Origin of the sequence: Acidovorax sp. SUPP3334, assembly GCF_030159055.1 — a bacterium.
In the GTDB taxonomy this organism is placed as follows: domain Bacteria; phylum Pseudomonadota; class Gammaproteobacteria; order Burkholderiales; family Burkholderiaceae_C; genus Paracidovorax.
In genome coordinates, this window is sequence record NZ_BQXQ01000010.1 from 80638 (window position 1) to 102648 (window position 22011).

Consider the following 22011-nt stretch of genomic DNA (forward strand, 5'->3'; position numbering starts at 1 on the left):
CGCCGCGCACACGCCGCATCCGCGCCCGGGGCAGGGTCGATGCGGATCGACTCAGGGGGCTGCTGCACTGAAAAATGCGCGTTGGCCCGGCGCCGTCCCTGGTCACAGCCCATCCCCAGCCGATGGGCGCTTCAAAAGAGGAGACAAAGACATGAGAGACAGACTTTGGCGCGGCAGGCTGCCGCTTTCCGCACTGGCCCTGTCGGTGCTGGCGGCCTGCGGTGGCGGCAACAGCGACGGCGGCGGCGGCGGTAGCGGTGGCGGTGGCGGCGTGGACAACGGCCGCTACAGCGCGGAGATCCGCCGCACGGCCATGGGCGTGCCGCACATCAAGGCGTCCAGCTGGGGCAATGCGGGCTTTGGGTACGGCTATGCGCAGGCGCAGGACAACCTGTGCACGATGGCCGATTCGTTCCTCACCTACCGGGGCGAGCGCTCTCGCTATTTTGGTGGCGATGCGCAACTGGTGTATGACAGCACGATCGACCGGCCGCGCAACCTCGATTCCGATTTCTTCCATCGCCATGTGATCTCCGCCGACGTGGTGGACGCCATGGTCGCGGCGCAGCCCGACAACCTCAAGAAGATGGTGGAGGGCTTCGCCGCCGGCTACAACCGCTACGTGCGCGAGGCCCAGGCAGGTGGCACGGCGCATGCCGCCTGCCGCTCCGCCGCCTGGGTGCAGCCCATCACGGCGCGCGACATCTGGCGGCGCATGGTCGCCGCCAACCTGGCGGGCGGCTACAGCAATTTCGTCGCGCCGCTGGCCAATGCCACGCTGCCCAATGCCGCCGCCAGTGCCACGGCCGAGGCCGCGCCGGCCGCGTCCGGCCAGCAGGTGGCGCGGCTCGACCCCACGCGCACCCAACTGCCGCGCATGCAGGTGGGCGGCACGCTGGGCATCGGCAGCAACATGTACGGCTTCGGCACCGCTGCCACGGGCGAGTCGAGCGGCGTGCTCTTCGGCAATCCGCACTGGTACTGGAAGGGGCCGGACCGCTTCTACCAGGCCCACCTGACCATTCCCGGCGAGCTGAACGTGAGCGGCGCGTCGTTCCTGGGCGTGCCGGTGGTGCTGATCGGCTTCAACGACAACGTGGCCTGGAGCCACACCGTTTCCACCGCGCGCCGCTTCGGCTTTTTCCAGCTGCAGCTGGCCGACGGCGACCGCACGAGCTATGTGCGCGACGGCAAGGCCGTCAAGATGGCGGCCAGTACCATCACCGTGCCGGTGCGGGGCGCCTCCGGGGCGGTCACCGATGTCACGCGCACGCTCTACAAGACCGAATACGGGCCGCTGGTGAACCTGGGCGCCCTCAACCCGGCGCTGGCCTGGACGCAGACCACGGCGTTCGCAATGCGCGACGTCAACGGCGACAACTTCCGCACCTTCCGCAACTGGATGCGCTGGAACCAGGCGGCTTCGCTGGACGAGTTCATCGCCATCCAGAAGCAGGAGTCGGCCATTCCCTGGGTCAACACGGTGGCCGTGGGCCGTGGCAATCCGCGCGCCTGGTATGCCGATATCGGCGCTGTGCCCAACGTGTCGCCGGACCAGGTCGCCACCTGCACCACGGGCTTCGGCAAGGCGATGGCGGCGGCCCTGCCCAACGTGCCGTTCTTCGATGGCTCGCGCAGCGCCTGCGACTGGCAGACCGACGGCGATTCGGCGCAAAAAGGCACCGTCGGCCCCGCGCGCATGCCCAGCCTGCTGCGCGACGACTACGTCGGCAACATGAACGACAGCTACTGGCTGGCCAACGCCAAGGCCCCGCTCACTGGCTTTCCGGCGATCTTCGGGGCCGCGGGAACGCAGGCGCAGAGCCTGCGCACCCGCATGGGCCACACCATGGCGCTGGAGCGCCTGGCCGGCACCGACCAGTACGCCGGCAAGCAGGCCACCAGCGCGATCGTGCGGCAGATGGTGCTCAACAGCCGCGTGTTCAGCGCCGAGCGGTTCAAGGACCAGGCGCTGGCTTTGGTGTGCACGACCCCCCAGATCACGGTGACGGCCGAAAGCCGCGCGGTGGATGTGACGGCGGCCTGCGCCACCCTGCGCGCCTGGGACAACACCGGCAACGGCACCGCCCGGGGCTCCCACGTGTGGGACGAGTTCTGGAACCGGGTGCAAGTGCCCGCCGCGCAGCTCTATGCCGTGCCGTTCAGTGCCGACGATCCGCTCAACACGCCGCGCGATCTGCGCGCCAGCGCCGCCGATGCGCTGCGCCAGGCCTTCGGTGCGGCCGTGCTCAGCGTGCAGCGCAGCGGCTTTGCGGTGAATGCGCCGCGCGGCGAGGTGTTGTTCGCTACGCGGGGCGGCAGCAAGGTCTCGCTGTACGGCGGATGTGGCGAGTCGGGCTACTTCACCATCAACTGTTCGGAAAACCCGATCGAGAAAGGCGGCTACAGCATGGACGGGCAGCCGAACGGCAACAGCTACATGCAGGTGGTGAGCTTCCCGTCGGGCGGTGTGGAGGCGCACACGTTCCTCACGTTCTCGCTGTCGGACGACCCGGCCTCCAGCCACTACGGCGACTACACCAGGGCGTACGGGGCCAAACAGTGGCAGCGCCTGCCGTTCTCGGAATCCGAGATCGCATCGAGCGCGGGCTACGCCAGCGTCACCGTGCGGGAGTGATCGCACCGCCACCGGGCCTTGACGCAGCCCGGTGGCGCCCGCAGGGCGATTGGAGCAAAATAGGCCCGCAGCGCTTGATCCGCCTGCCCCTTCAGCTATCAATATGGAAGCATCCTGACGTGTCCAGTCCTCGCATTCCCCTGCTCGTTCTCAACCACCTCTCCCCGCAGAGCCAGGCCCAGATCGCGGCCCTCTACGACCTGCACTACGCGCCGACCGCCGCCGACCGCACCGCGGCCATCGTCACCCAGGGCACGCGATTTCGCGCGGTGCTCACCATCGGCTCGCAAGGACTGACCGCGCAGGAGATCGACGCCATGCCCGCGCTGGAACTCATCTGCGTGCTGGGCGCCGGCTACGAAAACGTGGACCTGGCCGCCGCGCGGGCGCGCGGCATCGTGGTGGCCTCGGGCGCCGGGACCAACGACGACTGCGTGGCCGACCATGCCTTCGGCCTGCTGATCGGCGCGGTGCGCGGCCTGCGCCCGCTGGACCGCCTGTGCCGCGAGGGCGTGTGGCGCGACGCCATCGGCCTGCCGCCCAACGTGTCGGGCAAGCGCCTGGGCATCTTCGGCCTGGGCACCATCGGCCAGAAGATCGCGCGCCGCGCCTCGGGCTTCGACATGGCCGTGGGCTATCACAACCGCAAGCCGCGCGAAGGCGTGGCGTACGAATACTTCGGCAGCCTGCTGGAACTGGCGAAGTGGTGCGATGTGCTGGTGTGCGCCACGCCGGGCGGTGCGGCCACGCGGCACGCCGTGAATGCCGAGGTGCTGCAGGCGCTGGGGCCGCTCGGCTACCTGGTGAACATCGCCCGGGGCAGCGTGGTGGACACCGAGGCGCTGGCCTCCGCCTTGCGCGTGGGCGGCATCGCGGGCGCGGGGCTCGATGTGTATGAAAGCGAGCCGCATCCGCCCGAGGCCCTGATCGGGCTGGACAACGTGCTGCTCACCCCGCACGTGGCGGGCTGGTCGCCCGAGGCCGTGCAGGCCAGCGTGAACCAGTTTCTCGCCAATGCCGGCGGGCATTTCGCCGGCACCGGGGTCGTGGCCCCGGTGTGAGGCCCTGGGCGGCCGAAGGCCCGGCGGATGCAGGCCCGGCCTTGGGCGCCGGCCTGCGGCCCTGCCGCTGTCAAAGGCTGGTGCGCAGCTTCCAGATTTCGGGGAACAGCACCACGTCCAGCATCTTGCGCAGGTAGCTCACGCCGCCCGTGCCGCCGGTGCCGCGCTTGAAGCCGATCACACGCTCCACCGTGGTCACATGCCGAAAGCGCCAGAGCCGGAAGGCATCTTCCAGGTCGGTCAGTTCTTCACCCAGCTGGTACAGGTCCCAGTGCTGCTTCGGGTCGCGGTACACCACCAGCCAGGCCTGCTCCACCGCGTCGCTCTCTTCATAAGGCTGCGTCCAGTCTCGGGCCGTATGGCTGTCCGGCACCGGAATGCCGCGGCGCGCCAAGAGGCGCAGTGCCTCGTCGTAGAGCGAGGGTGCCTCGTACGCGGATTGCACCTGGGCCAGCAGGTCGGCGCGGTGCTCGTGCGGGCGCAGCATGGCGCGGTTCTTGTTGCCCAGCGCGAATTCGATGCTGCGGTACTGGTAACTTTGGAAGCCACTGGCGTTGCCCAGGTAGGGCCGCATGGCGCTGTATTCGGGCGGCGTCATGGTGGCCAGCACGTCCCACGCATGCACCAGTTGCCCCATGATCTTGGAGACGCGCGCCAGCATCTTGAAGGCCGGCTGCAGCTCGTCCTGGGCCACCAGCGCGATGGCCGCGCGCAGCTCGTGCAGCATGAGCTTCATCCACAGCTCGCTGGTCTGGTGCTGCACGATGAACAGCATTTCGTCGTGCGCCGGCGAGCGGGGATGCTGCGCGGTGAGGATGGCATCGAGCGACAGGTAGTCGCCATAGCTCATGCTCTGGCTGAAGTCGAGCTGCGCTCGCTCTTCATGCACGATGGATTCGGGCTTGCCGGCCGATGCTTCGGCTGCGGCGCCGTCGTGTGCCGAGGCTGCGGGGCTTTGGGAAGGGGGGCACATGGTTCAGGTCACCGCGTTGATCTGGTTGAACTCGGCGCGCTGCCACTCGGCGCCGTCCAGCACCTGGCGCAGGTGCTCGACCGCATTCCACACGTCTTCGTAGCCGATGTACAGCGGCGTGAAGCCGAAGCGCAGGATGTCCTTGTGCGGGCCCTGCCCGCCGTCGCCCTTGCGGAAGTCGCCGATGACCCCGCGTGCGATGAGTGCCTGCACGATCGCGTAGGCACCGCTGCCCTGGCCGTTCAGGCCCTGGCCCTCGTCCCGCGTGAGGCAGGCCTGCGAGCCGCGGCGATCATGTTCGCGCGGGGTGGCCAGGCCCAGGCCGTGGCCCGCGCAGCGCTCTTGCACCAACTGGATGAACAGGTCGGTCAGCGCCAGCGATTTGGCGCGCAGCGCGGCCATGCCCCCCAGCGGCTGCGCGGCGTCGAACACGTCGAGCCCGCATTGCAGGGCCGACAGGCTGATGATGGGCTGCGTGCCGCACAGGTAGCGCGTGATGCCAGGCGCGGGCTGGTAGCCGGGCGTGAACTGGAACGGCGCCGCATGGCCCCACCAGCCGGACAGCGGCTGCCAGAAGCGGTCGGCATGGCGCGGATGCACCCACACGAAAGCGGGCGCGCCCGGCCCGCCGTTCAGGTACTTGTAGCCGCAGCCGATGGAAAAGTCGGCATCGGCGCCGCGCAGGTCCACCGGCACCGCGCCGGCGCTGTGCGCCAGGTCCCACACGGTGAGGATGCCCGCCGCATGCGCTGCCGCGGTGATGGCCGCCATGTCGTGCATGGCGCCGGTGCGGTAGTTCACATGGGTGAGCATCAGCACCGCCACGTCGCCGGTGAGCGATGCGGCGATCTCCTCGGGCTCGACCAGCACCAGTTCCAGGCCGCGTTCCTTGCACAGCCCTTCGGCGATGTAGAGGTCGGTGGGGAAGTTGCTGCGCTCGCTCACCACGCGGGTGCGCGCCGGGCTCTCCGCGCGGGCGATGTTCAGCGCCGCACTCAGCACCTTGTAGAGATTGATGGACGTGCTGTCCGTGCACACCACCTCGCCGGCGCTGGCCCCGATGAAGGGCGCGAGCTGGTCGCCCAGGCGCTGGGGCAGGTCGAACCAGCGGGCGGTGTTCCACGAGCGGATCAGGTCCGTGCCCCACTCGCGCGCCACCACATCGGCCACGCGGGCCGCCGTGGCCTTGGGCAGCACGCCGAGCGAATTGCCGTCCAGGTAGATGACGCCAGGGGGAAGGTCGAAGTGCGCGCGCAGCGGGGCCAGGGGGTCCTGCGCATCGAGTGCGCGGCAGTCTTGCAAGGTCGTCATGAAAAGCTCAGATTAATCAAAAATAATAGCAATCAGGGCAATGAAATCAACGGCATGGGCGCAATATGGCCCTGACCGGCGAGGCGTCAGCCGTAGTGAGCTTCAAGGGCAGGGCGATGAGTTCGTAGTCGCCCTCCGGCACCTCGTCGAGCACCAGGTTTTCCAGCACCCGAAGGCCGCGGCGGCGGATCACCTGGTGGCTGTCCAGCGCCTTGCTGTCGGCCGGGTCGATGCTGGCCGTGTCGATGCCCACCAGCACCACGCCCAGGTCGGCCAGCCGTTCGATGGTGCCGGGCGCGTAGGCGGCCAGGGCGCCATCCCAGCGATCGACCGGCATGCGCTCGTACGTGCGCACCAGCACCCGCGGCGGCAGATCCTGCACGGCATGGGCCAGATGCTCCCATTCGATCAGCGGCCCTGCGCCGATGGCGTGGATCACGCGGCAGGGACCGATGAAGGCGTCCAGCGGCACATCGCCGATCGAGGCGCCCTCCGGGTCGTAGTGCAGCGGAGCATCGGCATGCGAGCCGACATGGGGGGAGAGCGTGATGGCGCTCACGTTCACCGGGCAGCCGGGCCCGATGGTCGCGCACCACTGCTGCGAGTAGGCAGTGTCACCCGGGAACACCGGGCTCGCGGCATGCACGGGCGCGGAAATGTCCCAGAGGCGGCGTGGATTCGTTGTCATGCCGCGCATGCTATGCGCACCATGGGGTGAAAACAAAGGGGTTATCCGGTGTCTGGTTGAAAATTGAATAATCCATTCTCAAAATCTCGAAAACAGAAAAAATCATGCAAGCAGCAGACCTGGATCGCACCGACCGGCAATTGCTCGAAGCCCTTCAGGGCAACGCCCGGCTCACTTCGGGAGAACTCGCGCAGATGGCGCACCTTTCGCAGTCGCCTTGCTGGCGGCGCGTGAAGCGGCTGGAGGACGACGGCGTGATCAGCGGCTACCACGCGGGCCTCAACCGGCGCGCGCTGGGCTTCGGGGTCATGGCATTCGTGCTGGTGGGCATCGATCACCAGACGGAGATCTCGTCCCTGGCTTTCGAGCAGGCGGTGTGCGCCATCCCCGAGGTGGTCATGTTCCACGGCATCTCGGGCCCGGAGGACTTCATGCTCGTCGTGGTCGCGAAGGATCTGGACGCCTATTCCGAACTGCTGCAGCGCCGCCTGCACCGCCTGCCGGGCGTGCGCCACATGCATTCGTATTTTTCGCTGCAGGAATTCAAAGGGCAGATCGGCGGCCTGCCCGTGCCGACGTAGCGACGGCGGCTGGCGCGTGGCCGGCGCCGTCACCATTGCCGGTCAATAGATCGCGCTGTCCGGCAACGCTGCCAAGCCATGGCGCTGGCGTGCCCGGCGGCAGGCATCGCTGCCGGCCTCGAATTCGCGGCAGGGCGAGGGCCGCCATTCGTAGATGCCGCAGGCCGCCCGCACACCGATCGTGCCGGTGAGGGCGGCGCAGCGGGGCGATGCGTGGTCGGTACCGCGCATGCGGCGCAACGGGTCGGTGACTTCCACCACCAGCCCCTGCGGCACGCTGCCGCCCGTCTCCTGCGATTCGTGCACCGAGAAATCGACACGAAAACTCGCGCAGTACGCGCCGCAGCTCAGGCAGGGATGGGTCATGGAACGGCGGTGGCAGTCGGAAAAAACTGCATTGTGCGATGGGTAGAGCACCGGCCTCTTCATCGCCATGCATCGCGCGCGGGTCTGATGCGCCGCAATCCCCACCGGCCCGATGCGGCCTAAAATGAGAACTAATATCATTCATAACACTCCGATGACGATGACTGAAGAATCTTCGGGCCCTGCGTTGGCCCCAGGCATCGCTTTGCCCGCCGCCACGGGCCTGGACCGGCTGCCCCGGCAGGTCGATGCCCACGTGACGGCGCTGCAGCCGGCACGCAACGAGCAGGAGCGCGCGGTGATCCAGCGCCTCATGGAAATCGGTTTTCTGCCTGGCGAGCCCGTGCGCGTGGTGGCCAGCGGCTTCCCCGGCGGTGATCCCCTGGCGGTGCGCGTGGGCCAGGCCACGTTCGCGCTGCGTCGCCATGAAGCCGCGCTGGTGCACGTACAGGCCGGAGCATCCGCATGAGCAGTGCCTCCACCGCCTCCCTGCGCATCGCGCTGCTGGGCAATCCCAACTGCGGCAAGACCGCGCTGTTCAACCTGCTCACCGGCGCCCGCCAGAAGGTCGCCAACTATGCCGGCGTGACCGTCGAGCGCAAGGAAGGATTGCTGCAAACCGCCAGTGGCCGCCGTGTGCGCGTGCTGGACCTGCCCGGCGCCTACAGCCTGAACGCCCACAGCGCGGACGAAGCCGTCACCCGCGACATCGTCACGGGCAACCGTGCCGGCGAGGCCGTGCCCGATCTGCTGGTCTGCGTGACCGACGCCACCCACCTGCGCCTGAACCTGCGCCTGGTGCTGGAAGCCCGCGCGCTGGGGCTGCCGATGGTGCTGGTGCTCAACATGAGCGACATGGCGGCGCGCCAGCGCATCGAGATCGACCGCGAAGCGCTCTCACGCGAGTTGGACATGCCGGTGCTGTCCACCGTGGGCGTGCGCAGCGATGGTGCGCAAGAGTTGCTGCAGTGGCTGGACACGCAGGCGCCGCAGGTGCTGGCAACCAGTGCGCCCGCGCACCTTGCGATGGGGGTGGACCTGCGCGCCCAGGTGATGCAACTGCACCAGGAGGTGCGCCGCATCATGGCCGCCGCCGTGCGCGAGCCTGCGGTCAGCCTGCGCAACGACGACCGCATCGACGCCGTGGTGCTGCACCCCGTATGGGGCATGCTGCTGCTGGCCGCGACGCTGTTCCTCATGTTCCAGGCCGTGTTCAGCTGGGCTGCGATGCCCATGGACGCCATCAAGGCCGGTGTGGATGGCCTGTCGGCCTGGATCAACGCGCACATGCCCGATGGCGTGCTGCGCAGCCTGCTCACGGACGGCATCCTGGCCGGCGCGGGCGGGGTGCTCGTGTTCCTGCCGCAGATCCTGATCCTGTTCTTCTTCATCCTGGCGCTGGAAGACTCGGGCTACCTGCCGCGCGCGGCCTTCCTGCTCGACCGCGTCATGGGCACGGTGGGGCTGTCGGGCCGGTCGTTCATTCCGCTCTTGTCGAGCTTCGCCTGCGCCGTGCCGGGCGTGATGGCCACGCGCTCGATCACCCACTGGCGCGACCGGCTCGTGACGATCATGATCGCGCCGCTCATGACCTGCTCCGCGCGCCTGCCCGTGTATGCGCTGCTCATCGGTGCGTTCATTCCCGAGCAGACCGTGGGCGGCGTATTCAACCTGCAAGGGCTGGTGCTGTTCGCGCTGTACGTCGGCGGCATCGTGAGCGCCATGGCCGTGGCGGCCGTGGCCCGCCTGGCCCGCCGCACCAGCAGCCAGGCGCCGCTCCTGATGGAACTGCCCGCCTACCGCTGGCCCAGCCTGCGCAGCCTGGCCCAAGGTTTGTACGAGCGTGCGCTCATCTTCATCCGCCGCGTGGGCGGCATCATCCTGGCCGTCACCATCCTGCTGTGGTTCCTGTCCACCTATCCTGCGCCGCCTGACGGTGCCACGGGCGCGGCCATCCAGTACAGCTTCGCCGGCCGCATCGGCAGCGTGCTGGAGGTGCTGGTGGCGCCCATCGGCTTCAACTGGCAGATCGCCATCGCGCTGGTGCCCGGCATGGCAGCGCGCGAAGTCGCGGTGGGCGCGCTGGGCACGGTGTACGCCCTCTCGGCCACCGGCGAAGAAGTGGCGACCCAACTGGGCCCGCTGATCGCGCAGAGCTGGTCGCTGGCCACGGCGCTGTCGCTGCTGGTGTGGTTCGTGTTCGCGCCGCAATGCATCTCGACCATCGCCGCCGTACGGCGCGAGACCAACAGCTGGCGCTATCCGCTGCTGATGACCGGCTACCTGTTCGCGCTGGCCTACGGTGCCAGCTTCATCACGTATCGCCTGGCCCTTGCGCTGGGAGGAGGCTGATCCATGGCCCAGGAAATCATCGTCGGAGTGATCGTCGCCCTCGCGGTGGCCTACATGGTGTGGAAGTGGATGCCCGCCCGATGGCGCGCCCGCCTGGACCGCGTGCACCCGGCACTGGCGCAGTCGACAAGCTGCGGGGGGTGCAGCAGTTGCGATTCGGGCGGCTGCGGGACGGGCGGCAGTGCGGTGGGGCAGGAGCAGATCGTGCAGATGCCGGGCAGCCGTTCCTCGGTGTCGAAGTAGGCGCCTCGCGGGGGCCGTTCAAGGCCGGACCGGCTTGCGGGCGTCAAAGGGAAAGCCGGTCGCCAGGATGTCGGCGCAGGCGTCGCACTGCAGAAAGTAGGCCGTCCCCCGGGCTGTGATCGCTCCCCACCCCGTCCAGTTGTCGATGGAGACTTTCGCGGTACGGCGGTCCTGGAACGTCACCTGCGCCTGCGCGTTGCAGTCGCCGGTCTGCAATTCCTGGCTGTACTGGTATTCGCTGCGGAATTGGGCGTTCGCCAAAAAGAAACGCACCCTTTTCTCGTCGATCGCCAGATGCCCGCAGGCGGTCTGCGCACCGAATCCCTTGGCAGATCGGTCCTGCACCACGACCGACTTGATCGGTCCGAGCCGGTATTTTTTGGTTTGGATTGTCTTGTCGAAGTCGCTGGTCGGAGACGCGAAAGAGGCAACGGCTGCGCCAGTGAGGAGTGCCGCAGACAGGAATTGCTTGATGGTCATTGCCATATTGCCCAAGAGGTTTCTGCTTTCGTTTGGAGGTTCCTGCGTCAGGACTTTGGCACTTTGCCCAAAAATCATTCGCCGAAAAGCTTCCCGCGCCCAAGGGCTGCAAGCGCCCGCTCCAGATTGGCACGTGCCTGTATTTCGCGCTGCGCCCGGAACCAGGGCGTCGCGTAGACATGCGATCGATCCAGGAAGGACCGCAGCACTGCGGTGCGCCCCGCCACGTAGCGAGACCAGCGCACGAACCGGTATTCGCGCCGCACATTGCGTTCAAACGCGCGGTACACGTCGGGCGGTGTGCCGAGCACCGCCAGGTCGATGTCCACCACCCAACAGGCATCGCCCAACAGGGGATCGCCAGGGGCGTGCCGCGTGTCCATGATGTGGCGTTCCACCGTGTCTACCAGTGCCTCAGGCAATCGCTGGGCTGCCAGAAACCGCTGCGCCCACTGCGCGCTCCGCTCTTCGTTGCGCGTGCTCCACGGCCAGTAGATCGCATCGTGGAACCACAGCGCCAGTTCGACGGCATGGGGCTGCTCCAGCGCGTCTGGCTGAGCAGCTCGCACGGCCTCCAGGTGCGTGAGGCAGGCATGCAGGTGGTGGGTGTCGTGGTAGGCGCGGGGCCAGCGGCTCCAGTGGCGCAGCAGGCGTCGGCCTTCAGACGACCAGACTGGGCCGGAGCGATCCAGCGCTGCGCCCAGGGCGTTCCAGCGGTGCAGCAGTTCGTCGTCGCGATCCTGCGTCATGCGGCAGTGCGGTGGCAAAGGCCCGGAGGGCGCTGTGTGTCGGCCCGTGTCAGGTGATGCGGCCGAGCAGCAGGTATTCCATGAGCGCCTTTTGCGCATGCATGCGGTTTTCGGCCTCGTCCCACACCACGGATTGGGGGCCGTCAATGACGTCGGCCTCGACCTCTTCGCCGCGGTGGGCAGGCAGGCAGTGCATGAAGAGGGCGTCCGGCTTGGCGGCCGCCATCATTTCGGCATCGACGCACCAGTCGGCAAAGGCTCTCTTGCGCTCCTCGTTCTCGGCCTCGTAGCCCATGCTGGTCCACACGTCGGTGGTCACCAGATCGGCGCCGGCGCAGGCTTCCAGAGGGTTGCTATAAAATTTATAGCTACCTGCCCTAGAACCATATGCGCCGAGGGCCAATTTCTCATTGATCTCGTAGCCGCGTGGCGTGCTCACGTGGACGGTGAAGCCCAGCAGTTCGGCCGCCTGCAGCCAGGTGTTGGCCATGTTGTTGCCGTCGCCCACCCAGGCCACGGTCTTGCCCCGGATGGTGCCGCGGTGCTCGATGTAGGTGAAGATGTCCGCCAGGATCTGGCAGGGGTGGAACTCATTGGTCAGCCCGTTGATGACCGGCACGCGGGAATGCGCGGCGAAGGCCTCGATCTTGGTCTGCTCGTAGGTGCGGATCATCACCAGATCCACCATGCGGCTGATGACCTTCGCGCTGTCTTCGATGGGCTCGGCGCGGCCCAGCTGGCTGTCGCCCGTGGTCAGGTGCACCACGCTGCCGCCCAGCTGGTACATGCCGGCCTCGAAGCTCACGCGGGTGCGCGTGCTGGCCTTCTCGAAGATCATGGCCAGCGTGCGGTCGGTGAGCGGGTGGTGCTTCTCGTAGCTCTTGAATTTGCCCTTGATGACGGCCGCGCGGCTGAACAGGTAGGCGTACTCGTCGGCGGTGAGATCGTTGAATTGCAGGTAATGCTTCATAACGGAACGTTCATTCGGCGAGCAGCGCCTTGACCAGGGGGACCAGCAGGGCCACGATCTCGTCGGCTTCCGCTTCGGTGAGGATGAGCGACGGTACCAGGCGGATCACGGTGTCGGCCGTCACGGACAGCAGCAAGCCGGCGTCCACCGCACGGCCCATGAGTGCGCCGCAGGGTTTGGTCAGTTCGATGCCCAGCATCAGGCCCTGGCCGCGAATCTCCTTCACGCCGGGCAGGCTGCCCAGTTCGCGCTCCAGCGCCGCCTTCAGGTGGGCGCCCACCTTGGCCGCGTTCTCCAGCAGGCCGTCGTCTTCCATGATGCGGATGGTCTCCACGCCAGCCCGCATGGCCAGCGGGTTGCCGCCGAAAGTGGTGCCGTGGTTGCCGGGCGCGAAGATGTTCGCGGCCTTGGGGCCGGCGACCACCGCGCCGATCGGCACGCCCGAGCCCAGGCCCTTGGCCAGCGGCATCACGTCCGGCACGATCCCGGCCCACTGGTGCGCGAACCATTTGCCGGTGCGGCCCATGCCGCACTGCACCTCGTCGATCATCATCAGCCAGTCGCGCTCGTCGCAGAGCTTGCGCAGCTGCTGCAGGTAGTCGATGCGCATGGGGTTCACGCCGCCTTCGCCCTGGATGGTTTCGAAGAACACGGCCACCACGTTCGGATTGCCCTCCGTGGCTTTGCGAATGGCTTCGATGTCGTTCATCGGCACGCGGATGAAGCCTTCCACCAGCGGGCCGAAGCCGGCCTGCACCTTGGGGTTGCCCGTGGCCGACAGCGTGGCGATGGAACGGCCGTGGAAGGCTTTTTCATAGACCACCACCACGGGCTTTTCGATGCCCTTGTCATGGCCGAACTTGCGGGCCAGCTTCAGCGCGGCTTCGTTCGCCTCGAGGCCCGAGTTGCAAAAGAAGACGTTGGTCATGCCCGAGCGCTCGACCAATTGGGCGGCGAGCTGCTCCTGCAGGGGCACGTGGTAGTAGTTGGAGCTGTGGATCAGCTTGGCGATCTGCTCTTGCAGAGCAGGCACCAGCCGTGGATGGTTGTGGCCCAGCGTGTTGACCGCGATGCCGCCGAGCGCATCCAGGTACTGCTTGCCGTTCACGTCCCACACGCGCACTCCCTGGCCACGTTCCAGAGCGATCGGCAGGCGCCCGTAGGTGTTCATCACGTGGGGCGAGGCGGCCTCGGCGAATGCGGTCATGCGGAAATCTCCAGAGAAGTGCAATGCGAAAGTTGGGTTGCGCCGGCGCGGTGCCAGCGAAAACGAAGCACGATTCTAGGGGCAGGGCTTGACCGGGCTGTTGACGATTGCGCATCACAGCCATGCGCCGTCCAAGGCCGGGCCAGGGGTCTTTGGACCGGTTAGCTCTTATATAAGAGTTAGAATGCCGGCCTGTGGCGCGCCATGCGGCGATCCTGCGGCGACTTCCCCCCAACGACCCCCGATCCTGATGGTTTCCCCCACCTCCAAAGAAGTTTTCATCCAGGGCGTCACCCTCGACGGGAAAACCTTTCGCCCCAGCGACTGGGCGGAGCGCCTGGCGGGGGTGATGAGCCAATTCCGTCCCGGCGGCGCGCGACCCGGCAGCCACCTGAGCTACTCACCCTGGTGCGTGCCGACCACGCTCAACGGGGTCAAATGCGTGATCGTGAACCGTGACCTCCAAGGGCACGAACCGATGGCCTGGGACTTCGTGATGAACTTCGCGCGCGACAACCAGCTCCAGGTGGCAGAAGCCTGCCTGCTGCCTGACAGCCACCCGGCAGCGCCGGCCAAGGGCTGAATTCCGCCGGGCCTGCCTGGGCTCCGGCAAAAACACTGATTGCGACGATGGCAGGCTTCTTCGGAAGCCTTTTTTCACGGCCATGAAAACCCCCGCCTTGCGAATGCGCAGGCGGGGCGATGCAGCCGTCATCGGCGCGAAGGAGGATCGGTCGATCGGTCGATCAGAGTGCCTGCATTTCCTTGTTCGTCCGGGGGGCAGTGGTCTCGGGCGCCTTGGGCGCTGTGGGCAGCAGCGGCACAGGCGCAGTATCGGCAGGTGCTTTGCCCAGGTCCGCAGGCACGTCCAGGTACGGCAGGTGCAGGGCGGAACTGGTCATGCGGCGGATCTCGTTGGTGAACGCCGGGTCTTCGTTCAGCTTGCGGCCATACGACGGAATGATCTCCTTCAGGCGGGCTTTCCAGCCGGTATCCGTCATCTGCTGGGGGAAGGCCTTGGCCATCAGGTTCAGCATGATGTGCGGAGCGGTGCAAGCACCGGGCGAAGCACCCATCAGCGCGGCAATGGTGCCGTCCTTGTCGGACACGATTTCGGTGCCGAACTGGAGCACGGCGCCTTCCTTGGGGTCGCGCTTGATGACCTGAACGCGCTGACCGGCAGTGACCAGTTTCCAGTCATCGCGCTTGGCGTTGGGAAAGTAGTCCTGCAGCGCGCGCTGGCGGTCTTCGTCGGTCAACTCGGCCTGTTGCAGCAGGTACTTGACCAGGTCCAGGTTGTGGATGCCCACGCGCAACATGCCCACGAGGTTGTCGTGCGTCACGGACGAGAACAGGTCGAACCAGGAGCCTTGCTTGAGGAACTTCGTGGTTGCCAAGGCGAATGGGCCGAACAGCACCACCGGCTGGCCGTCCATGTTGCGGGCGTCCAGGTGGGGCACGGACATCGGCGGAGAACCGGTGGCGGCCTTGCCGTAGGCCTTCACGGTATGTCGGGCGGTGAGCGCGGGGTTCTCGATCGACAGGAACTGCCCTCCGACCGGAAAGCCCGCGTAGTCCCTGGATTCGGGAATGCCGGACGCCTGCAGCAACTGCAGCGCGGCGCCGCCGGCACCGACGAAGACGAACTTGGCCTTGATGGTGCGTTCCTTGCCGCCGTCGCCCAGGTGCGCCACCGTCACGTTCCAGGTCTTGTCGTCGTTCTGGCGCAGCGCGCGCACTTCGTTCTGCAGGTTGAGCTGGAAATTGGGGCTCTTGCGCAGGCCCTGGATCAGTTGGCTGGTCACTGCGCCGTAATTGACGTCAGTGCCTAAAGGCATGAAGGTGGCGGCCACCTTCTGCTTGGGATCGCGGCCCTCGATCATCAGGGGCGCCCATTTCTGGATCTGCGCCTGGTCTTCCGAATACTCCATGCCGTAGAACAGGGGGGTTCTTGATCTGGTGCGCCCAGAACTGGCGCGAAATCTCGAACTGCTCGGCGATGCCGACCGCACCCTTGGTTTCGATGGTGCCGTCGGGCAGTTCGGGCCTGTAGTTGAGTTCCGCAAACCCCGAGTGGCCCGTGCCGGCGTTGTTCCAGCCATTGGAGCTTTCCAGGACCACGCCGTCCAGGCGTTCGAACACCTCGATCTTCCAGTCCGGCTGCAACTCTTGCAGGTACGTGGCGAGCGTGGCGCTCATCACTCCGGCACCCACCATCACGACATCGACCGGTTGGTCGTTTTCCGCGGGTGGAACGGAACGGGGAAAGAGCGGCCAGTAAAGAGACAGAACGGCCGCCGGAATCAGCACCAGGATGGCGCCGAACAATGCCTTGATCGACTTTTTCGTAGATTTTGTTGGATGGACTGCGAGACGGAGCCTGAGAGGCTGCTCATTGGCAGCCTTCAGCTCTTATCAAAAATTGAGTTCCCTGACATCGGGATTTGTCCCATCCTGTAAAAGACCTGACAAAAATCAATGTTGGATGGCGTCGTCCAGCAAGGCAGCTGCGAATGGCCATGGATGCCCGCGCAATGCTGCGCTCACAGGCTTTCCGGCACAAAAAAACCGCCCGAAGGCGGTTGTTTTGTTTTGCTGACAGCGCACCCGTTACAAACGGCGGACGGCGGGGCCGTCCGGGCTGTTTGCCTGAAAGGTCAGGCGGCCAGTGCCAAGGCTTTCACCTTGGTGGACAGGCGGCTCTTGTCGCGAGCGGCCTTGTTCTTGTGGAAGATGCCCTTGTCGGCGATGGTATCGACGACGGCTTGCATCTTCGCAAACAGTTCGGTGGCCTTGGTCTTGTCGCCGGCCAGGACGGCCTTCTCGACGTTCTTGACCGCGGTACGGTATTTGGAGCGCAGCGAGGTGTTCGCAGCGTTCAGCTTGACGTCCTGGCGGGCGCGTTTGCGACCGGAGGCCAGGCGGGGGTTCTTTTTCTTGGGCTTGGCAGATGCCATGATGAGTTCCTTAGGTGTCTGAGGATGATGTCAGCAAAGCCCGCGATTATAGCCCAGTGCCAAGGGCGTGACCAAGGGCCCCTGTAGGGGCAGGAACACATCGCGCCTCGGCGCGCGTTCACGGCACGGCGCCGCCGTGCCAGCCGGCCGTTCAGGCGCAGCGCATACACTCGCGGCCGTGTCCCTGTTCAAAGCCGCCTCCACCGTCTCCCTGCTGACCCTGGCCTCCCGCGTGACGGGCCTGGTGCGCGATCTGCTGATGGCCTCCATGTTCGGGGCCAATGCGCTCACGGACGCCTTCAACGTCGCCTTCCGCATTCCCAATCTGTTTCGCCGGCTGTTCGCCGAAGGCGCCTTCAGCCAGGCCTTCGTGCCCGTGCTGGCTGCCCACAAGGCCCAGCAAGGCGACGAGGCCACGCGCCAACTGATCGCCAACGTGGCGACCGTGCTGTTCTGGGTGCTGCTGCTGACCTGTGCGCTGGGCGTGCTGGGCGCGCCGTTGCTGGTGTGGCTGCTGGCCAGCGGCCTGCGCCAGAGCGCTGGCGGGTTCGATGCCGCCGTCGTCATGACGCGCTGGATGTTTCCGTACATCGGATTCATGTCGCTGGTGGCGCTGTCCGCTGGCGTGCTCAACACCTGGAAGCGCTTTGCCGTGCCGGCGGCCACTCCGGTGCTGCTCAACGTTTGCATGATCGCTGCCGCATGGCTGGGCGCGCCGCAATTGGCCGCGCGTGGCATCGAGCCCATTTACGCGATGGCCGGCGGCGTGATGCTGGGCGGCATCACGCAGCTGGCGGTGCAGTTGCCCGCGCTGTTCCGGCTGGGCCTGCTGCCCCGCATCGGCCTTACGCCGGGGGCGGTGCGCGAGGCCTGGCGCGACCCGGGCGTGCGCCGCATCCTCACGCTCATGGGGCCGGCGCTGCTGGGCGTGGGCGTCGCGCAGATCTCGCTCATGATCAACACGCAGATCGCGTCCTACCTGGCGCCGGGCAGCGTGACCTGGCTTTTCTACGCCGACCGCCTCATGGAGTTTCCGACCTCGCTGCTCGGCGTCGCGCTGGGTGTGGTGCTCACCCCGCAGCTGGCGGCTGCCAAGGCAGCGGGGGACGCGGAGCGCTACTCGTCCATGCTCGACTGGGGCCTGCGCATCGTCGTGGTGATGTCCGTACCCTGCGCCGTGGGCCTGCTGACTTTTGCCCAGCCGCTGGTGGCCACGCTGTTTCACCACGGGGCGCTGCAGGACAGCGATGTCGGCCAGATCGCGCTCGCCCTGGCCGGGTATGGCGCAGGGCTGCTCGGCCTGGTGGCGATCAAGGTGCTGGCGCCCGGCTATTACGCCAGCCAGGACATCCGCACGCCGGTGCGCATTGCCATCGTGGTGCTGGTGGTGACGCAAATCCTGAATGCCGCGCTGGTGCCGTTGATCGACCATGCCGGGCTGGCGCTGTCCATCGGCCTGGGGGCATTGATCAACGCGCTGTGGCTGCTCACCGGCTTGCTGCGCCGTGGCACCTATGCGCCGCGGCCCGGCTGGGCCCGGCTGATCTTGCAGGTGGTGGCGGCCAGCGCATTGCTGGCCGTGTTCCTGATGTGGGGCTCGCGCCATTTCGACTGGCTGGCGCTGCGCGCGCACGAAGGACAGCGCGCAGGGATCCTGGCCTTGCTGATGGGCGGGGCGGCGCTGCTGTACTTCGGCGCACTGTGGGCCGCCGGCTTGAAGCTGCGTGATCTCCTGCGGCGCTGACCTGGCTTTGCCCCGTTTTTCGGCCTTTCGGCTGGCTTGACGCAGCTGCGCACGCCCCTTACAACCCTCGCATGGCTCTGAGCTATACCCTTCCGACTCCGCTGGAGTACTTCGCCACCCTGGTGCGCAGCGACGACCAGTTCCCGCTGCTGGAGGCTGCCGCCTCCATCGCTCAGGACGAGTATCCCGAACTGGACGTGCAGCAACTGCTGGGCGATGTGGACCAGTTGCTGGCCCGGCTGCGCAGGCGTTTGCCAACCGATGCCTCTTCATTGCAGCGCTTGCGCTCGCTCAACCAGTTCTTCTTCGGGGACCTGGGTTTTGCCGGCAACGTCAACGACTACTACGACCCCGAAAACAGCTACCTCAACGCCGTGCTGCGCACGCGCCGGGGCATTCCGATTTCGCTGGCCCTGGTGTGGATGGAACTGGCGCAGGGGCTCGACCTGCATGCGCGCGGCGTCTCGTTTCCCGGGCACTTCATGGTCAAGGTGCTGTTGCCCAAGGGCCAGGTGGTGATGGACCCGACCACCGGCCAGTCGCTGTCGCGCGAAGAGCTGTCGGAACGGCTCGAACCCTATAAGCGGCGCAGTGGCCTGGTGGACGACTACGACATTCCGCTGGGCCTGTATCTGCAGGCCGCCCCACCGCGCGACGTGATCGCGCGCATGCTGCGCAACCTCAAGGAAATCCACCGTTCGCAAAAGGACTGGGGGCGGCTCCTGGCGGTGCAGGACCGGCTCGTGGTGCTCCTGCCCGAAGCCTGGGGCGAGTGGCGCGACCGGGGCCTGGCCCATGCAGAGCGCGGCGAAACCGCACTGGCGGTGGCCGATCTGGAGGTGTACCTGGAGCGCGTGGAAGAGGGGCTCGACATCGATGCCATCGCCGAGCGCGTGAGCCTGCTGCGTCGCACCCTCAGTTGACGGGCGACCCCAGGGCGGGCAGGTTTGCGGCGCCCCGCGTTACTGCCGCGCGGTGCGCACGTTGGCCGGCAGGGCCTGCGGATGGCTGGTGCGAAAGGGGTTGATATCGAGGCCACCACGGCGCGTGTAGCGCGCGTACACCGACAGCTTGATCGGCTTGCAGCGTATCCACACGTCCATGAAGATGCGCTCCACGCACTGCTCGTGGAATTCGTTGTGGTTGCGAAAGCTCACCAGGTACTGCAGCAGCCCGGCCTGGTCGATCTGCGGGCCGCTGTAGTGGATGCGCACGCTGCCCCAATCCGGCTGCCCGGTCACCAGGCAGTTGCTCTTGAGCAGGTGGCTCGTGAGCGCTTCGGTCACCGGCGTCTCCGCATGGTTGGCCGACAGCAGTTCGGGCGCCGGCGTGTACTGCGTGCACTCCACGTCCAGTCGGTCGAGCAGCAGGCCGTCGAGTTCATGCACAGGCTCGCGTTCGAAAAGCTCCGGCAGCAGCAACTTCACGCCCACCGTGCCTGACTGCTGGCCGCCGCGCCAGACGGCCTCGCTCACGTCGGCCCGGATGCGTGCCTGCACTTCGGCGGCGTCGGTGAAGCGGCTGTTGTTGAAGCTGTTCAGGTAGAGCTTGAACGACTTGCTTTCGACGATGTTCAGCGTTTCGCACGGCACAGTCACGTGCGCGATGGCCACCTGTGGCTTGCCGCGCAGGTTGAGCCAGGACAGCTCGAATGCCGTCCACAGGTCGGCGCCGAAAAAGGGCGCCGTGTCGGCAATGCCGATTTCTGCGCGTTTGCCCGCGCGCGGAATCGGAAAGAGCAGTGATGCGTCGTATTGGTCCGCGTAGGCCGAAGTGCGGCCCAGCTGCGATTGTTCAGGCGTGTTCATGGACTTTTCCAGATTTTGCTATTAAATCAATAGCTGCCACCGCAATGAATACGGCTGCATGAGGCCGATTTGATTCAAATCATTCGAATTGGCGTTCGCGCAGCCATTTGGTGGCGATCCACTTCTCGCCCGCGATCACCGGCGCGCCGCCGTGCAGCGTGCGCGTGGACGGGTGCGGGCGTTCGTAGCTGAAGAACACCGCGTTCCCCTGGCGCGGCGCCACTTCCAGGTGCACGTCGGGAAAGGTGGTGCCGCCGCCCTTTTCCGGGTTGTTCAGGTAGATCACCAGCGTTGCGACCCGCTGGCCACCGCGGCGCAGGATGGTGGGCGTGCCGGGCTCGGCAGGGTCGAAATAGTCGTAGTGCGGCTTGTACTCGGCGCCCGGGCGGTAGTGCAGGATCTGCAGGCCTTCGCCATTCTCCAGCGGCCAGTTCACCAGCCGGGCGATGCGCGCCTCCAGCATGCGGACTACCGGGTTTTCGCCGCGCTGGAAGAACATGCCATCGCTGGTGCGGTCATCGTTCACCTCTTCGCCGCCCGTGCGCGTGGCCACGGTGAGCGAGCGTGCCATGCGTGGCTCGGCCTCGGCGATCAGCGCCTCGCACTCTTCGGGCGACAGCAGATTGCCGAACAGCACCACTCGGGGCTGGGCCATGGCCATCAGCACCTCGACATGGCGATCGCCGACGTCGATGAACTGTGGCGATTCGCCCATGTCCGGCTCGGGCACGCGCGTAGCAGGCGGTTGTCCCTGCGCCTGGGCCAGCGTCTCCAGATGGTCGCGCAGCACGTGCTCCATGGCGTGCGTGGCGACGTCTTCCTTCCAACCTGCGTCCAGCATGGACTGCAGCACCACCGGGGCCTCGAAACCCGCCTTCGCCTGGGCGATGATCCATTCCCGCAACTCGGGTGTCACGGGCTGGGAAAGGGCGTCGGTCGATGCGGCGGTCTGGCGGGAGGTGATAGGCATGGCTTCGGTGGCGTCGATGGCATGAAACGTAAAAACGGACTGCGGGCAGCAGCGGAGCGCCTTCAACCGTTGCGGCGTGGCGGTGTCGGGACGATGCCCTTCAGGCCGTCTTGCGGCGAAAGACGAGTCGCTCCGGCGTGGAGGCTGCCGGTGCAAAAGCATAGCCTTCCAGATCGAAACCTTCGAGCCGGCGCGGTGTGACCACTTTGTGCTGGATGGCATAGCGCGCCATGAGCCCGCGGGCCCGCTTGGCGTGGAAGCTGATGATCTTGTAGACCCCGCCTTTCCAGTCCTCGAACACGCATTCGATGACGCGGGCTTTCAGTACCTTGCGGTTCACCGACTTGAAGTATTCCTGCGACGCCAGATTGACGACCACGGGCGTAGCATCGGCGGCCATTTGGCGGTTGAGCGAGTCCGCGATGGTGGCTCCCCAGAACTGGTACAGGTTGGTCCCTGCGTCGGTGGCCAGGCGGGTGCCCATTTCCAGTCGGTAAGGCTGCATGCGATCCAGCGGGCGCAACACGCCGTACAGGCCGCTCAGGATCGCGACGTGGCCCTGTGCCCAGTCCAGCTCGGCCGGCGTGAGCGAGCGCGCCTGCAGGCCTTCGTACACGTCGCCATTGAAGGCCATGACGGCCTGGCGTGCATTGGCGGCGGTGAACTTCGGACGCCAGGTGGCATACCGTGCCACATTCAGTGCCGCCAGCGGATCGCTGATGCCCATCAGGGCGGCAATCTCTTGGGGGGATTTCTTTCGCAGCACTTCGATGAGCGCGCTCGACTGGGGAACGAACTGCGGCAGCGTGTGCGGGAGTCCGTCCGGCAGCGGCGTGTCGTAGTCCAGGGATTTGGCGGGAGACAGCAGGAACAGCATGGAGGTCGCGATGGTCCGGTGATCTCTGAGAAAAGC

At 66.6% G+C, this 22011-nt stretch carries 21 protein-coding genes and 1 pseudogene; 9 read left to right on the forward strand and 13 right to left on the reverse strand.

Going from position 1 to position 22011, the window contains the following annotated elements; genetic code table 11:
- Positions 1–151: 151 nt before the first annotated feature.
- A complete protein-coding gene (locus AVHM3334_RS07680) occupies positions 152–2638 on the forward strand; it encodes a penicillin acylase family protein (protein ID WP_284411071.1) in 2487 nt (828 codons plus the stop codon).
- 119 nt (positions 2639–2757) lie between these two features.
- The gene (locus tag AVHM3334_RS07685; RefSeq protein ID WP_284411073.1) at positions 2758–3699 is read left to right on the forward strand and encodes a 2-hydroxyacid dehydrogenase; all 942 of its coding nucleotides are present in this window, start codon (positions 2758–2760) and stop codon (positions 3697–3699) included.
- A 70-nt stretch (positions 3700–3769) separates the two neighbouring features.
- On the opposite strand, the gene kynA is transcribed toward AVHM3334_RS07685, so the two are convergent.
- The 3 genes from kynA to kynB are packed head-to-tail and all read right to left on the reverse strand — an operon-like array spanning position 3770 to position 6680.
- Positions 3770–4672: a tryptophan 2,3-dioxygenase gene (gene kynA / locus AVHM3334_RS07690; protein ID WP_284411075.1), complete on the reverse strand. Its 903-nt coding sequence runs from the start codon at positions 4670–4672 to the stop codon at positions 3770–3772.
- Positions 4673–4675: 3 nt separating this feature from the next.
- Entirely contained in the window at positions 4676–5983 is a 1308-nt protein-coding gene (gene kynU / locus AVHM3334_RS07695; protein WP_284411077.1) for a kynureninase, read from the reverse strand.
- 46 nt (positions 5984–6029) lie between these two features.
- Entirely contained in the window at positions 6030–6680 is a 651-nt protein-coding gene (gene kynB, locus AVHM3334_RS07700; protein ID WP_502869877.1) for an arylformamidase, read from the reverse strand.
- Positions 6681–6775: 95 nt separating this feature from the next.
- Between kynB and AVHM3334_RS07705 the strand changes: the two genes are divergently transcribed.
- Complete coding sequence (locus AVHM3334_RS07705) at positions 6776–7252, forward strand: Lrp/AsnC family transcriptional regulator (RefSeq protein ID WP_284411080.1); 477 nt, start codon at positions 6776–6778, stop codon at positions 7250–7252.
- A 42-nt stretch (positions 7253–7294) separates the two neighbouring features.
- Here the strand turns inward: AVHM3334_RS07705 and AVHM3334_RS07710 are convergent, their stop codons facing one another.
- The gene (locus AVHM3334_RS07710) at positions 7295–7618 is read right to left on the reverse strand and encodes a YkgJ family cysteine cluster protein (protein WP_284411083.1); all 324 of its coding nucleotides are present in this window, start codon (positions 7616–7618) and stop codon (positions 7295–7297) included.
- Positions 7619–7778: 160 nt separating this feature from the next.
- Here AVHM3334_RS07710 and AVHM3334_RS07715 point away from each other — a divergent pair, with 160 nt between their 5' ends.
- From AVHM3334_RS07715 to AVHM3334_RS07725, 3 genes are read left to right on the forward strand one after another with little or no spacing between them, the layout of a single operon-like run.
- On the forward strand, positions 7779–8087 hold the full coding sequence (locus tag AVHM3334_RS07715; protein ID WP_502869878.1) for a FeoA family protein: 309 nt from the start codon (positions 7779–7781) through the stop codon (positions 8085–8087).
- Positions 8084–9970 (forward strand): ferrous iron transporter B, encoded by a 1887-nt coding sequence (gene feoB, locus AVHM3334_RS07720; protein ID WP_284411087.1) that lies wholly within the window; start codon positions 8084–8086, stop codon positions 9968–9970. The genes AVHM3334_RS07715 and feoB overlap by 4 nt, the downstream gene beginning before the upstream one ends.
- A 3-nt stretch (positions 9971–9973) precedes the next feature.
- Positions 9974–10213: a hypothetical protein gene (locus AVHM3334_RS07725; protein WP_284411089.1), complete on the forward strand. Its 240-nt coding sequence runs from the start codon at positions 9974–9976 to the stop codon at positions 10211–10213.
- A gap of 18 nt (positions 10214–10231) precedes the next feature.
- On the opposite strand, the gene AVHM3334_RS07730 is transcribed toward AVHM3334_RS07725, so the two are convergent.
- From AVHM3334_RS07730 to AVHM3334_RS07745, 4 genes are all read right to left on the reverse strand, one after another.
- On the reverse strand, positions 10232–10693 hold the full coding sequence (locus AVHM3334_RS07730) for a hypothetical protein (protein ID WP_284411091.1): 462 nt from the start codon (positions 10691–10693) through the stop codon (positions 10232–10234).
- Positions 10694–10767: 74 nt separating this feature from the next.
- The gene (locus AVHM3334_RS07735) at positions 10768–11442 is read right to left on the reverse strand and encodes an HD domain-containing protein (RefSeq protein ID WP_284411092.1); all 675 of its coding nucleotides are present in this window, start codon (positions 11440–11442) and stop codon (positions 10768–10770) included.
- A gap of 49 nt (positions 11443–11491) precedes the next feature.
- Positions 11492–12412 carry an ornithine carbamoyltransferase gene (argF, locus tag AVHM3334_RS07740; RefSeq protein WP_284411094.1) on the reverse strand — a complete coding sequence of 307 codons (921 nt, stop codon included), beginning with the start codon at positions 12410–12412 and terminating at the stop codon, positions 11492–11494.
- 10 nt (positions 12413–12422) lie between these two features.
- Positions 12423–13619: an aspartate aminotransferase family protein gene (locus tag AVHM3334_RS07745; protein ID WP_284411096.1), complete on the reverse strand. Its 1197-nt coding sequence runs from the start codon at positions 13617–13619 to the stop codon at positions 12423–12425.
- A gap of 250 nt (positions 13620–13869) precedes the next feature.
- On the opposite strand from AVHM3334_RS07745, the gene AVHM3334_RS07750 reads away from it, so the two are divergent.
- A complete protein-coding gene (locus AVHM3334_RS07750; RefSeq protein ID WP_284411098.1) occupies positions 13870–14202 on the forward strand; it encodes a DUF3579 domain-containing protein in 333 nt (110 codons plus the stop codon).
- 163 nt (positions 14203–14365) lie between these two features.
- On the opposite strand, the pseudogene AVHM3334_RS07755 reads toward AVHM3334_RS07750, so the two are convergent.
- Positions 14366–15932, reverse strand: a pseudogene (locus AVHM3334_RS07755) (malate:quinone oxidoreductase).
- A 344-nt stretch (positions 15933–16276) separates the two neighbouring features.
- A complete protein-coding gene (gene rpsT / locus AVHM3334_RS07760; RefSeq protein ID WP_092744134.1) occupies positions 16277–16576 on the reverse strand; it encodes a 30S ribosomal protein S20 in 300 nt (99 codons plus the stop codon).
- A 178-nt stretch (positions 16577–16754) separates the two neighbouring features.
- Between rpsT and murJ the strand changes: the two genes are divergently transcribed.
- Together murJ and AVHM3334_RS07770 are read left to right on the forward strand one after the other, a co-directional pair.
- Positions 16755–18320, forward strand: coding sequence for a murein biosynthesis integral membrane protein MurJ (murJ, locus tag AVHM3334_RS07765; RefSeq protein WP_284411101.1), 1566 nt, complete (start codon positions 16755–16757; stop codon positions 18318–18320).
- Between the two features lie 71 nt (positions 18321–18391).
- The gene (locus AVHM3334_RS07770) at positions 18392–19243 is read left to right on the forward strand and encodes a SirB1 family protein (protein WP_284411103.1); all 852 of its coding nucleotides are present in this window, start codon (positions 18392–18394) and stop codon (positions 19241–19243) included.
- 39 nt (positions 19244–19282) lie between these two features.
- On the opposite strand, the gene queF is transcribed toward AVHM3334_RS07770, so the two are convergent.
- The 3 genes from queF to yaaA all read right to left on the reverse strand — a co-directional run bounded on the left by queF (position 19283) and on the right by yaaA (position 21975).
- The gene (gene queF / locus AVHM3334_RS07775) at positions 19283–20128 is read right to left on the reverse strand and encodes an NADPH-dependent 7-cyano-7-deazaguanine reductase QueF (RefSeq protein WP_284411104.1); all 846 of its coding nucleotides are present in this window, start codon (positions 20126–20128) and stop codon (positions 19283–19285) included.
- A 79-nt stretch (positions 20129–20207) separates the two neighbouring features.
- Entirely contained in the window at positions 20208–21098 is an 891-nt protein-coding gene (locus AVHM3334_RS07780) for a 2OG-Fe(II) oxygenase (RefSeq protein ID WP_284411106.1), read from the reverse strand.
- A 100-nt stretch (positions 21099–21198) separates the two neighbouring features.
- The gene (yaaA, locus tag AVHM3334_RS07785) at positions 21199–21975 is read right to left on the reverse strand and encodes a peroxide stress protein YaaA (protein WP_284411108.1); all 777 of its coding nucleotides are present in this window, start codon (positions 21973–21975) and stop codon (positions 21199–21201) included.
- Positions 21976–22011 lie beyond the last annotated feature (36 nt).

What these genes read in the sequence shown, in the direction of transcription:
- kynU (WP_284411077.1), bottom strand. Translation starts at nt 5,983, where the DNA reads ATGACGACCTTGCAAGACTGCCGCGCACTCGATGCGCAGGACCCCCTG.
- AVHM3334_RS07705 (WP_284411080.1), top strand. Translation starts at nt 6,776, where the DNA reads ATGCAAGCAGCAGACCTGGATCGCACCGACCGGCAATTGCTCGAAGCC.
- AVHM3334_RS07770 (WP_284411103.1), top strand. Translation starts at nt 18,392, where the DNA reads ATGGCTCTGAGCTATACCCTTCCGACTCCGCTGGAGTACTTCGCCACC.
- kynA (WP_284411075.1), bottom strand. Translation starts at nt 4,672, where the DNA reads ATGTGCCCCCCTTCCCAAAGCCCCGCAGCCTCGGCACACGACGGCGCC.
- yaaA (WP_284411108.1), bottom strand. Translation starts at nt 21,975, where the DNA reads ATGCTGTTCCTGCTGTCTCCCGCCAAATCCCTGGACTACGACACGCCG.
- AVHM3334_RS07750 (WP_284411098.1), top strand. Translation starts at nt 13,870, where the DNA reads ATGGTTTCCCCCACCTCCAAAGAAGTTTTCATCCAGGGCGTCACCCTC.
- AVHM3334_RS07715 (WP_502869878.1), top strand. Translation starts at nt 7,779, where the DNA reads ATGACTGAAGAATCTTCGGGCCCTGCGTTGGCCCCAGGCATCGCTTTG.
- argF (WP_284411094.1), bottom strand. Translation starts at nt 12,412, where the DNA reads ATGAAGCATTACCTGCAATTCAACGATCTCACCGCCGACGAGTACGCC.
- queF (WP_284411104.1), bottom strand. Translation starts at nt 20,128, where the DNA reads ATGAACACGCCTGAACAATCGCAGCTGGGCCGCACTTCGGCCTACGCG.
- AVHM3334_RS07725 (WP_284411089.1), top strand. Translation starts at nt 9,974, where the DNA reads ATGGCCCAGGAAATCATCGTCGGAGTGATCGTCGCCCTCGCGGTGGCC.
- AVHM3334_RS07680 (WP_284411071.1), top strand. Translation starts at nt 152, where the DNA reads ATGAGAGACAGACTTTGGCGCGGCAGGCTGCCGCTTTCCGCACTGGCC.
- AVHM3334_RS07710 (WP_284411083.1), bottom strand. Translation starts at nt 7,618, where the DNA reads ATGACCCATCCCTGCCTGAGCTGCGGCGCGTACTGCGCGAGTTTTCGT.
- AVHM3334_RS07730 (WP_284411091.1), bottom strand. Translation starts at nt 10,693, where the DNA reads ATGACCATCAAGCAATTCCTGTCTGCGGCACTCCTCACTGGCGCAGCC.
- AVHM3334_RS07745 (WP_284411096.1), bottom strand. Translation starts at nt 13,619, where the DNA reads ATGACCGCATTCGCCGAGGCCGCCTCGCCCCACGTGATGAACACCTAC.
- feoB (WP_284411087.1), top strand. Translation starts at nt 8,084, where the DNA reads ATGAGCAGTGCCTCCACCGCCTCCCTGCGCATCGCGCTGCTGGGCAAT.
- rpsT (WP_092744134.1), bottom strand. Translation starts at nt 16,576, where the DNA reads ATGGCATCTGCCAAGCCCAAGAAAAAGAACCCCCGCCTGGCCTCCGGT.
- kynB (WP_502869877.1), bottom strand. Translation starts at nt 6,680, where the DNA reads ATGCGCGGCATGACAACGAATCCACGCCGCCTCTGGGACATTTCCGCG.
- AVHM3334_RS07780 (WP_284411106.1), bottom strand. Translation starts at nt 21,098, where the DNA reads ATGCCTATCACCTCCCGCCAGACCGCCGCATCGACCGACGCCCTTTCC.
- AVHM3334_RS07735 (WP_284411092.1), bottom strand. Translation starts at nt 11,442, where the DNA reads ATGACGCAGGATCGCGACGACGAACTGCTGCACCGCTGGAACGCCCTG.